The organism is Chitinophaga sancti (genome assembly GCF_034087045.1).
In the GTDB taxonomy this organism is placed as follows: Bacteria; Bacteroidota; Bacteroidia; order Chitinophagales; family Chitinophagaceae; genus Chitinophaga; species Chitinophaga sancti_B.
The window spans coordinates 2,491,187-2,503,566 of the sequence record NZ_CP139247.1 but is presented as its reverse complement, the minus strand read 5'-3'; the positions used below and the strand labels follow the sequence as shown (position 1 = coordinate 2,503,566).

At 45.4% G+C, this 12,380-nt stretch carries 5 protein-coding genes; 3 read left to right on the top strand and 2 right to left on the bottom strand.

Annotated elements, in window-relative coordinates; translation table 11 throughout:
- Positions 1-195: 195 nt before the first annotated feature.
- The 3 genes from SIO70_RS10470 to SIO70_RS10460 are packed head-to-tail and all read left to right on the top strand — an operon-like array spanning position 196 to position 7,541.
- Complete coding sequence (locus SIO70_RS10470; protein WP_320580816.1) at positions 196-3,552, top strand: SusC/RagA family TonB-linked outer membrane protein; 3,357 nt, start codon at positions 196-198, stop codon at positions 3,550-3,552.
- A 20-nt stretch (positions 3,553-3,572) separates the two neighbouring features.
- Entirely contained in the window at positions 3,573-4,952 is a 1,380-nt protein-coding gene (locus SIO70_RS10465) for a RagB/SusD family nutrient uptake outer membrane protein (protein WP_320580815.1), read from the top strand.
- A gap of 27 nt (positions 4,953-4,979) precedes the next feature.
- Positions 4,980-7,541, top strand: a complete 2,562-nt coding sequence (locus SIO70_RS10460) for a zinc-dependent metalloprotease (RefSeq protein ID WP_320580814.1) — start codon at positions 4,980-4,982, stop codon at positions 7,539-7,541.
- Positions 7,542-7,642: 101 nt separating this feature from the next.
- On the opposite strand, the gene SIO70_RS10455 is transcribed toward SIO70_RS10460, so the two are convergent.
- Together SIO70_RS10455 and SIO70_RS10450 are read right to left on the bottom strand one after the other, a co-directional pair.
- Positions 7,643-9,124 carry a RagB/SusD family nutrient uptake outer membrane protein gene (locus SIO70_RS10455; RefSeq protein WP_320580813.1) on the bottom strand — a complete coding sequence of 494 codons (1,482 nt, stop codon included), beginning with the start codon at positions 9,122-9,124 and terminating at the stop codon, positions 7,643-7,645.
- A gap of 24 nt (positions 9,125-9,148) precedes the next feature.
- A complete protein-coding gene (locus tag SIO70_RS10450; protein ID WP_320580812.1) occupies positions 9,149-12,238 on the bottom strand; it encodes a TonB-dependent receptor in 3,090 nt (1,029 codons plus the stop codon).
- Positions 12,239-12,380 lie beyond the last annotated feature (142 nt).

Sequence of the window (12,380 nt, the reverse complement as noted above, 5' to 3'; positions counted from 1 at the left end):
AAAAACGCCCCGAATGGGGGTTCGGGGCGCGAAAAATCTGAGTCACTTATCATAAATAGTCAAGCCAGACTAACTTATTTTATTACCGTCTGAACGGAGTCCATCCGGGATGACTCAAATCCAGCCAAATCTATGCTGTTAAATGCAAACGGCAAAACATTGCCGTGTCTGTCATCAACCAAACTTCTGTTGATTATGAAATTCACAGTCGTATTTGTATTGGTCGCTTGTTTACAGGTTAAGGCCAGCACTTATGCACAGAATGTGTCATTGAATGTTCGAAACGCTTCCCTGGAGCTGGTATTTAAAGAATTTAAGAAGCAAACAGGGTACAATTTCTTTTACAATGATGCGATGGTACGCACAGGTATTCCTGTGACCCTGGACCTGAAATCCATGCCGCTTGAGGAAGCTTTAAAGCAGGCATTGCTCAATCAGCCGCTTACCTTTTCTATTGTGAACAAAACAGTAGTGCTGAAAGATAAGATGGCCACACCGGATTTTACATCCGTGCCAGCGCCGCCGGAAGATCTGCATGGCCGTGTGGCCGATTCCCTGGGGAATCCGCTGATTGGCGCCACTGTCCGTGTGAAAGGGACTAAAGAAGTGGTGATTACTGACGGTGGCGGTATGTTCATCCTCAAAAATGTTGATGACAAACAAACCCTGATCGTCTCCTTTACAGGTTATGTCACAAAAGAAGTACCTGTAAAAGAAGGTAATTCGAGAGTTTACATGATCAGACTGTTACGCTCCAACAACCCACTGGATGAAGTGCAGGTGATCGCTTACGGTACCAATACCAGGCGTTTTAACGTGGGTAATGTGGCCACTGTGACTTCAGCAGATATCAAAAGCTCAGGTGCTACCAATATTACCAATGCCCTCAATGGTCGTGTACCAGGTCTGGAAGTAAATGTATTTAGCGGTGTTCCGGGTGCAAGACAAACGTTCCAGTCCAGGGGGCAGAATACGCTGTCCAGCTCTGCTTCTGCCATTGCATACGATCAGCCCCTCATCATCGTAGATGGAATTCCATTGCCTACACAGAACAATGACATCTCGATGTTACTGAACAGTTTCAACTCCGGCGGTGGCGCCAGTGGCTTCAGTGCATTGAATGGCCTGAACCCTTCAGATATCGAAAGTATCAGTGTGCTGAAAGATGCAGATGCTACTTCTATCTATGGTTCACAGGGTGCGAATGGAGTAGTGGTGATCACGACCAAAAAAGGGAAGCCGGGTAGAAACAGGGTGAATGTAAGCGTGGTAACTGGTCCCAGCAAAATCTCCCGCGGACTGGATATGATGGATACAAAGCAATATCTGCGTATGCGTCATCAGGCTATTACCATGGATAGTATCACCACCTTCCCTACAGATCAGAGTTATTTCAAAGACCTGTTTGTATATGATACTACCATGTATACTGATTTTGTTAAGAAATATTATGGTGGTACAGCTAACAGTACAGATGCACACCTGAGCATGTCAGGAGGCGCCACGAATAGCACCTATATGGTGTCTGCCGGTTATACCAGACAGTCTTATAATATGCCGGGCGACTTTTCTGATAAGCGCTACACGCTGCATAGTGCATTGAGCACACATTCATCAAATAACAAGATCAGGGCTGATTTTGGCAGTGATGTGTCTTACGAAACCAATAATTCTTCAGGCAGCACCACCCTGGGCAAAGCCATGATGACTGTGCCTGACCATCCGGATATGCTGGATGCAAAAGGTAACCTGGTTTGGACATACAAAGGGCAGGATGTAAGTTCTGATCAGTTGCTGGCGGAGCAAAAAAAGCCTTACAATATCAACAGCTACCTGTTTAATAATTACCTCCGTTTAACTTACGAAATAATTCCGGGATTGAACATTGCTGCAAATGCAGGCTGGGCTATGAACATGACCAAACAATATAGCGCCACTCCGCTTGCTGCCGTGAAACCTGGCAATGGTACCTCTGCCAGTGCCAACTTTGGCCAGAGCAATGACCAGACGATCAACGTGGAGCCACAGGTCGATTACAGAAAGACCATCGGAGATGGTGAACTGACAATATTGGCAGGGGGTACCTACAGGAAAGTAACATCCGGTTTTAATCAGCAGCTGGGTACTGGTTACACTGATGATGGATTATTGGGAACCATCATGGCAGCAACTGGTATCAGTGTATCAGATGGAGCTGATATCTCCAAATATGTAGCAGGGTTTGGCCGTATTAACTATGTCTATAAGGAAAAGTACATCGTCAACCTGACGGGTCGTCGCGATGGTTCCAGCAATTTTGGACCTGGCCGCCGCTTTGGTAACTTTGGTGCAGTAGGTATCGGTTGGATCATCTCCGAAGAGCGATTCATGAAATCATTCAAACCTGTGCTTAGCTTTGCGAAGATCTCCGGTAACTATGGTACCAATGGTTCCGACGGTGTAGCCCCCTACAAATATCAGCCATACTGGAAAGTAGCGTCCACAACTTCTACGCAGACTTTTGATGGTACCCGTCCTTATACAGCCAGCAATCTTTACAATCCGAACTATAGCTGGGCTTCCAAACATTCCATTAACCTGGGACTGGACCTCGGCTTTATTGATGATAAGATCCTGTTGAACCTGGCTTATTACCGTAGCAGAACCGGTAACCAGCTTACAGGTTATACACTGCCTACACAAACTGGTTTCAACAGTGTAGTGATGAACATGGATGCTGTGCTACAGGATGCAGGTCTCGAATTGTCCATTACGACCCGCAATATCACCACAAAAGATTTTAGATGGACTACGTCTTTCAATATATCCGGCAACAGGAATAAACTTATTTCCTTCCCAGGTTTAGCAACATCAGCTTATGCAGCTACCTATGCAGTTGGGAAATCTACCTCCATGATATATGGATTCAAATCTGCAGGTGTGAACGATACAACTGGTGTATTCCAGTATTACAAGGCGAATGGCACCATTACTTCTGCACCAGCTACATCCAATATCGCCAAGGGTGGAGATATGCAGGCAATTGCCAATGCACAGACTGATTTCTATGGTGGTCTGAACAACACTTTCTCCTATAAGAACTGGAACCTGAGCCTGTTCTTCAAATTCTCCAGGGCAATGGCCAAAAACTACCTGGCAGGTATCAATTATGCATCTCCGCTACCTGGTGGTCAGATCAATCTGCCTGCATTTATGCAGGATATGTTCTGGACCAAACCGGGTGATCATGCACAATTACAGCGCCTGACCACAGGTTATTATGGTGCTGCCAGAAACGGACAACTGGCACAACGATACGGTAGTTACTTCACCAGCTCTGATGCTGTATATAGTAACAATACTTACCTGCGTCTGAAGAGCCTCATGCTGTCTTATTCACTGCCAACAGCTACTGTGAAAAAAATGGGCATACAGGGTTGTTCATTCAATATCACTGCACAGAACCTGTTCACCATTACTAACTACAAGTTTGGTGATCCTGAAATGCCAGGTACGCTTTATACAGTGCCTATGCAGCTGATCGTAACTGGTGGTTTCAACCTGGAGTTCTAATTGTTTAAAATGTATCTATTATGAAGAAAAATCGTTCTCTATATATAATTGCGGCGGCAGCCCTGTTCGCAATGTCCTGTAACAAGCTGGTTGATATTCCTGCTCATCCAATTGATCAGATTACAGAAGGCACCGTTTTTAGCGACAGTGCAGATATCATATCTGCTGTAGCTGGTGTTTATTCCAACTTTAAAGCAAATGCTTCCGGCGGTACTATTGGTGCTACCTTGGTGACAGTAAATGGAGGCCAGGCTGCTGATGAACTGATATATGCCTATAGTTCTACTTATGTAAACAACGCCTACCTGGCAGACGATGGAACTGCGTCCACTTTGTGGAATTCAGCATACACCAATATTTACCAGATGAACAGCTGTATAGCTGGCATTAGCGGTACTACTGCTATCAGTGATTCTCTTAAACGTGCACTTGTAGCTGAGATGAAATTTGACCGTGCCTTTTATTACTTCCAGATGGTAAACCTGTTTGGTGGTGTACCTTTGGTGACAGTTACTGATTATAACGTGACCGCTACCCAACCAAGAGTAGCTGTAGATGAAGTGTATAAACTGATCCAGGCAGATCTGGCAGAAGCCCGTTCCCAACTCAAGGCAAAATATCCGTCTACTTCCGGCACCAAATACCGTCCAAATTTATACACAGCGATGGCACTTTCTGCCAAGGTATTCTTATACCGCCAGCAATGGGATAGTGCAGCGCTGATGGTGAACCAGATCCTATCCTCCGGTCTTTATGCAATGGCATCTACACCATCCGCTGTATTTTATCAGTCCAACAATGAAGTCATCTGGAACCTGCCCGGTAGCAATGTGAGCACTTCTAACTTTCAGACGGGTGAAGGTTATACCTTACTGCCATCTTCTATCTACTCTGCTCCGGCTTACCAGGTAAATCCTATCCTGGTGAATGCTTTTGAAGCAAATGATCTCCGTAAGGCAACCTGGATCACGCAAATTACATTATATGGAACCACATATAATTACCCGACAAAATACAAGAACAGAACATATGATGCAGCTAACAGGGAGGCATATGTAATGTTCCGCCTTGCTGATATGTACCTGGTACTGGCAGAAGCACAGGCACACCTGGGCAATACCTCAGATGCGATTACGAATCTGAATATCGTAAGATCAAGAGCGGGTCTCGCTGGCTACGCTGGTACTGACGAAAATCTGCTGACTGCCATCTACCACGAACGCCAGGTTGAAATGGCATTCGAGTGGGGCAACCGCTGGTACGATCTGAAACGTACAGGTACCATTGATGCCGTACTGGGTACTGAGAAATCTTCCTGGAAATCTACTGCTGCATTACTCCCGATTCCTTCTACACAGATACAGGCAAATCCCAGCCTTATTCAGAATGATGGTTACTAGAAATAAATAACAAAACTCAAACAAATCATGCTAAAAAGCCAACGTTCAACGATAGCCATCGCCATAGGAGTTTCTCTTATGGCGGTGACCACCGTTCATTGTCAGATCTTTAGACACAAGAAGAAACAACAGCCCACCGTACAGAAAGGCGCCACACCTGCTGACACAACCAAGAAGCCCACCAGCATACCGGTTAAACCATACAAGGATGTGATCACTGCTGATATGAAGTCCAGCAAGGGTTTTATTACTGTACACCAGAAAGATGAAAAGTACTTCTTCGAGGTTCCTAACAAAATGATGGGTAGAGACATTCTCATCGTGAGCCGTATTTCAAAAGCATCTGCCGAAATGCGCAATGGTAGCTCCGGTTATTCAGGCGATCAGATTGGTGAAACTGTGTTCAGGTTTGAACTGGGTCCTGCTAAAAAATTATTACTCCGCCGTATCTCTTTCAGAGAATATAGTGATGACAGTACCAAAGCAATGTTCGCCAGCGTACAAAAGAACAATGTACAGGCAATTGCCATGGCTTTTACGATCGCTGCTTACGCCCCTGATTCCAGCGGTGTTGTATTCGATGCGACAGACTTTGTAAACAGCGACAACGAAGTATTGTACTTCCAGAAAAAAGCGTTCAAAGACAAAGCTGGTATGGGTGCACAGGCCAATGACCGCAGCTTTGTAGATTATGTACGTGCATTTGCTTCCAATGTAGAAGTTCATGCAGTAAAGACCTACAGTGCGGGTCTGAACCCTACCTCTTCTTCCTATACTGTAGAGCTGAACTCTTCTATGGTCCTGCTGCCTGAAAAGCCAATGAAACCAAGAGCGATGGATGGCCGTGTAGGTTACTTCGCTGTAGGTCATATTGACTTCGATGCAGATCCACAGGGTGTAAAAGAAAAGATCTATGTAAAACGCTGGAGACTGGAACCAAAACCGGAAGATATAGAGAAATACAAACGTGGTGAACTGGTAGAACCAGCTAAACCAATTGTATACTACATAGATCCTACTACTCCTAAGAAATGGGTACCTTACCTGATGCAGGGTGTAAACGACTGGCAGAAAGCCTTTGAAAAGATCGGTTTCAAAAATGCTGTATATGCACGTATTGCACCTACCAAAGAAGAAGACAGCACCTGGAGCATCGACGATGCCACCCACTCTGCTATCATCTATCGCCCATCTGTGATTGCCAATGCAATGGGCCCAAGCGTATCTGACCCCCGTAGCGGTGAGATCATCGAGAGCCACATCTTCTGGTATCACAACGTAATGAGCCTGCTACAACGCTGGTATATGGCACAATGTGGTGCTGTTGATCCGCGTGCACTGAACAATGAACTGCCAGATTCCCTGATGGGTCAGCTCATCCGTTTCGTATCTTCTCATGAAGTAGGTCACACACTGGGTCTGCTGCACAACTTCGGTTCCAGCTCTACTGTACCTGTTGAGAAACTGCGCGACAAAGCATGGGTGGAAGCACATGGTCATACGCCTTCTATCATGGACTATGCTCGTTTCAACTACGTAGCACAGCCTAAAGATCATATTGGTGAAGCAGGTTTATTTCCACGTATTAATGACTACGATTTCTGGGCCATTCAATGGGGATATGATATGCACAAGGAATACAAAACTGCTGAAGAAGAAAAAACTGCCCTGTCCAAAATGGTGAGCGATAGCCTTGCAGCTAACCACCGCCTGTACTTCGGTAGCGAAGTGAACTTCACAGATGCCCGTTGTCAGAACGAAGACCTTGGCGACGATGCAGTAAAAGCAGGTGAATATGGTATCAAAAATCTGAAAAGATTAATGCCGGGTGTACTGAGCTGGGCTGGTGAGAAAGGGGAAGATTTTGATAAGCCAATGGAGCAAATCAAAACCCTGTACAGCCAGTTCTTCATATACATGGGTCATGCTGTGGCAAACATCGGTAGCGTATACGTGACTGAAAATATGGTGGGCGATGCTGGCAACAGTAACGTAGAACCAGCTCCATATGAAAAGCAGAAAGCAGCAATGGCATTTATCAACAAGCAATTGTTTGAAACACCAACCTGGTTGAACAGTGAGCTGCTGAACAGAACCACAATGAATTTTGCTACTGAGATTAACGATGCACAGCGCGATATGCTGAACGCTTTACTGGGCCGTGCACGTTTCAGCCGTCTCTTATGGTCTGAGCAGGTGTATGCAGCTGAGAAGCATGTAAAAGTATATACACTGACAGAAATGTTCGGGGACCTGAACAAAGGCATCTTCACAGAAGCTTATGCGGGCAAGAATGTAGATATGTACCGCCGTGCTTTGCAAAAAGGATATGTAGCCAGATTGATGCAGCAGGTATTTACAAGCCAGGTCGAAGGTAATATCAGCGATCAGGTCATGCCGTTTGGTTTCAACTTTGAGAAATCAGATGAAAGAGCTATGGTGAAAGATAACCTGATGACCATATTAGCCTTGTGTAAAAAACAAGCGGCAAATGCGGGACTGGACAAGCTGACTAAGTTACACTATGATGATATAGTAACGAGGATCAACGCGCAGTTAGCTGCAGAAAAACAAGGATTGATAAAGTAAAGATAAAATGAACGCAACCCCACCTATCCTTAAGAACCCTATTTAAAAAAAACGTCCGCTTTCGCGGACGTTTTTTTATTTACGTATTTTGAAAGCAGGTCCTACTTCCATTCTTCATTTTGTGTCAGGTTCTTATTCGCATCCAGTTCATTCTGCGGCAGTGGCCAGAGGTAATACTTGGTTGTGAAAGTAACACCCTGAATATTTGCAGCGCTGGTCGCATCTACAAATACATTGTTTGGCAGATCATAAATCATATGTGTCCGCTGTATATCGAAGTAGGCTTTGTCTTCGAAGGCCAGTTCATGATAACGTTCTTTGTACACCTGCTGGCGGAAATCAGCCTGGCTCAGACCTGACAAAGGTGCCAGGTTTGCCCTCGCACGGATTGCATTGATCTGTATATAGGCCTTATCCGTAGGGCCGCTTACTTCATTGCTGGCTTCTGCATAGATCAGCATGATCTCTGGCAAACGGAACAGGGTCCAGTTTTCATCTGAATTTGCATCGCCGGTAGTTGGATTTGCTGCTTCTTCCAGCCAGTATTTATACAGTGCATATTCACCGAAATCTCTGCCGTTGTAATTCGTGAAGAAGAATTGTTTTTCTTCTGTACGTTTATCGCCGGCTTCGTATGAATTTACAAACTGGTTGTATGGCATGAGCGCACCATATTCATCACCGAACTTAGAGATACCGATCTTTTCAGGAATGATCAGACGGGCAATGTTGTTAGAAATAATACTTCCGGAATACTGTACCTGCAGGATGAATTCACTACCGTTTTTATGTGCCCGGTCATGCAGGTAAGCATAACTGGTGAACAGTTCATAACCTCCACCATCTATTACTTCGGCAGCTTTATCGGCAGCCAGCTGGTAGTAGGCACTACCTTTCTGCAATGGATACCCTGCCATGGTCAGGTATACGCTGGACAGCAGAGATTTTACTGCCATTACAGATACGCGACCGGTTACGTCAGTCGTTGGCAAAGAAGAGGCTTCTGCCAGCTGAAGGTCTTTTACGATCTGGTCATATACATCAGCAGCAGCGGTGCGACTTGGGTACAGATCCGGACTGTTGGCGCTTACAGCTGTCAGTACCAGTGGAACATCACCATACAATCTCACCAGGTGGTAGTAGTAGAATGCTCGCAGGAAATACAATTGTCCCATCAGGTTGCTCTTCTGGGACTCATCCATACTTACATCCGGGATGTGCTGGATGGCCACGTTACAATTGGAGATACCATTGTAAAACCCTTTCCATACAGACATGAATACAGGATCGCTGGTACCCGCGGTGTGTTTGATCATGCTACTGTTGTAGGTACTCTGTCCCAGTGTTTTGGCATGTCCTACCAGCATTTCCATAGAGATCCATGGCGTTTCGCCATAGCCGTCTCCGTTCTGGAATACTCTCAGTTGTTCGTAAGCACCATCCACGGCTGATTGTGCCTGGGTAGCATTTTTATAATAATTATCCGTTGTAATGGATGAAGGATTCTTTTCTTCCAGGAATTTACTGCAGCCTGTCATTCCCATCAGGGAGAGGCTTAATAATACTATTATACTGCGGTTCATAATGTGCATTTAAAAGGTCCGTGATTAGAAAGTTACATTCAGTCCCAGCATGACAGTTCTTGCTTTGGGATAGTCATGGAACTGCATACCCTGTGCAAAGGTGTCGTCCCATGTGGTCGTTTCCGGATCATAACCTGTGTATTTGGTAATCAGGAAGAAGTTCTGTGCAGCGACATATACACGGGCATTGCTTACACCCATACGCTTACAGGTAGGCGCTGCCAGGTTGTAACCAAAGCTGATGTTCTTACCTCTGATGAAAGAACCATTTTCCACTTTGTGGTTATCCAGTTTACTGGTGTAACCGGCAGCAGTGGGCCTGATTTGTGCAATAGGCGTATTCTGGTGCTCAGGAGTCCATGCATTCAGTACGGTGGCAAAGCTGTTTGCAATACCTGTTCTGTCTTCAGAAGAGTGTTCTGACAGTTTGAATACATCATTACCATAGGAATATTGTAATTCCAGCAGGAAGTCAAATTGTTTGTAGCGGAAAGTGTTGGACAGTGTACCATACCAGTCAGGAATACCTTTACCAATGATGGTGCGGTCCTGGCTGTTGATCTGGCCATCGCCGTTCATGTCTTTGAACTTCAGGTCACCGGGTTTGGCCCCATACTTGGTGGCTTCTGTTTCTTCAGCTGTACCCCAGGTACCTTCACGCACGTAACCATAGAAGGAACTTACAGATTTACCCACACGCAGGATGTTGGTATAATCCAGGAAGTTCGGGTTCATGTAAATGTCTTCATTGTTACTACCCAGCGCAGTGATTTTGTTTTTCAGTGTGGAGAAGTTGAGCGTAGTATTCCAGGAGAAATTCTTACGATCGATGTTCACAGAATTCACACTGAACTCAAAACCGGAGTTCTGCAGGCTACCGATGTTACGGGTCAGCGTAGCATAACCGCTGGAAGCAGGTACTGGCGCATCGAGCAGCAGGTCTTTGGTATTCTTTTTATAATAATCTGCAGCGATGTTCAGACGGCTGTCGAAGAGGGAAACGTCAAAACCCACATCCACCTGTCTGGTTTTCTCCCATTTCAGGTCAGGGTTTGCCATGGTACTGATCACAGTACCGGCAGCACGGGTACCGTTGAAGATCAGGGTATTCGAAGTCATGTTCGCCAGTGACTTATACTGACCAATTTCAGAGTTACCGGTCAGGCCATAGCTGGCACGCAGTTTCAGGTTATTGACGGTTGGATTGTCTTTCAGGAAAGGTTCTTCAGACACACGCCAGCCTACTGCTGCAGATGGGAAGAAGGCAAACTTATTGTCTGCACCAAAGCGGGAGCTACCATCGTAACGACCCGTGAATGTAACCAGATAGCGATCTTTGTATGCATAGTTCGCTCTGGCAAAGAAGGAAGCCATTGCCCATGTATAAGCTTCAGACGATGGTGTGTTCACAGTGGACGCAGACCCCAGGTTATTCCATTCGTAATAATCATCACTCAGACTTTGAACTCCTACTACATATTTCAGGTAGTCCAGCTTCTGTATTTCCTGCCCTGCGGTCGCACTGATGCGATGGTCTTTACCGATAGTTTTATTGTACGAGAAGTGGTTTTCCCACTGGTAGAAAGTAGAGCGGTAAGAGGTGATCTCCGCATAGTTTTTACCATATTCATTGGCCAGGTTGGACAAGGTACTGTTGAAATAAGGATCGTACTCATCACGCACGTTAGCTCCCACGGTACTGGTAAATGTCAGGTCCTTGTAGAGCCGGATATTTGCATATGCGTTACCGTTAAATACGTTGTTATTATACAGACGGTTATCTTCATACAGCTGAGAGAGCGGGTTATCGCCTGATTCCATGCCTTCATAATCGCCTCTTTTCCCGTAAGTGCCGTCAGGGTATTTGAAAGGAACGATTGGAATCATTTCAATCATCTGACGTGGCACGTTGTTACCACCAGTGGTTGCATCCTGTCTTTTTTCCCTGTTTACCACATAACCGATGGAACCACCTACTTTCAGCCAGTCATTCATTTGACGGTCGATGGCAGCGCGGGCAGTATATCTTTTAGCATAAGAATTTTTAATCACCCCCTGTTCATCGTTATAACCAAGATATAAACCATAAGTAGATTTTTCATCGCCGCCTGTGAAAGACAGGTTATGTCCCTGGCTGATGGCGGTACGGGTTACGGCATCCTGCCAGTCTACATCATAGAGTGGATTGAGGTTGTCGTCGAAGAGGGTACCGATATATTGTGCACGTTTTACTTTAGGATCTTTGTATGCGCCATTTGCGAAGCCGGTAGGATCGAATTTGGCAGCATTGGCATAGGCCAGATCTTCAGTAGCAAGGAATTCTTTTGAATTCAGTACATCCTGTTTACGTGCCATTTTGCCGGCGCTAACATAACCGGAGTAACTCACCTGACCACCTTTTTTACTACCTTTTTTAGTAGTGATCATGATTACACCGTTCGCACCACGGGTACCATAGATAGCGGTAGCAGATGCATCTTTGAGGATGTCCATGCTTTCGATATCATTTGGGTTGATGGTAGAGATATCAGCAGGATATACGATACCATCTACTACATACAGCGGATCGTTGGTGGCCTTGATGGAACCAAAACCGCGGATACGTACGCTGGTACGGCCACCGGGGCGACCTGAGTTGGTATTGACGTTTACACCGGCTACTTTACCTGCCATGGCTTGTTGCAGGGTAAGAGAGGGTCTTTCCATCAGCTCATCAGCGCTCACGCTACCCACACTACCTGTGAGGTCCTGACGTTTGGTAGTACCATAACCGACTACTACCACTTCGCTCAGATCACTGGCAGATGAAGTAAGTACGATATTCAGGTTTGTCTGATCGCCTACAGGTACTTCTCTTGTTTCCATACCTACATAGCGAACTACAAGAACTGCGCTGGAATTGGGTACTGAAATAGTGAACTGTCCTTTGTCATCTGTGTATGCACCTATAGTAGTGCCCTTTATCTGCACGGATACATTTGTGAGGGGTCCTTCCTTACCTGAGACCTGCCCTGTGACCTTTTTTTGCTGGGCCATCAGGGTATGAAAGTGCAGCATGGTTAACAGGAATAGCAATCCTGTACAACGCATGAAATGGTTGTTTTTTTTCATCATGGAACTAATTTGTATGTGATCTGATTACTCTTTTATGGACATATGATACAGCCCCGAACACTGGTCAGTGCAAGGGTCAATAAGTAAATCGTTTTAGTTTAGTTAAACAAAGATGGTTGCTACGTTTATTTTTGGTTCAGCA

Coding starts and splice junctions, on each gene's coding strand:
- SIO70_RS10470 (WP_320580816.1), top strand. CDS start 196: ATGAAATTCACAGTCGTATTTGTATTGGTCGCTTGTTTACAGGTTAAG.
- SIO70_RS10465 (WP_320580815.1), top strand. CDS start 3,573: ATGAAGAAAAATCGTTCTCTATATATAATTGCGGCGGCAGCCCTGTTC.
- SIO70_RS10460 (WP_320580814.1), top strand. CDS start 4,980: ATGCTAAAAAGCCAACGTTCAACGATAGCCATCGCCATAGGAGTTTCT.
- SIO70_RS10455 (WP_320580813.1), bottom strand. CDS start 9,124: ATGAACCGCAGTATAATAGTATTATTAAGCCTCTCCCTGATGGGAATG.
- SIO70_RS10450 (WP_320580812.1), bottom strand. CDS start 12,238: ATGATGAAAAAAAACAACCATTTCATGCGTTGTACAGGATTGCTATTC.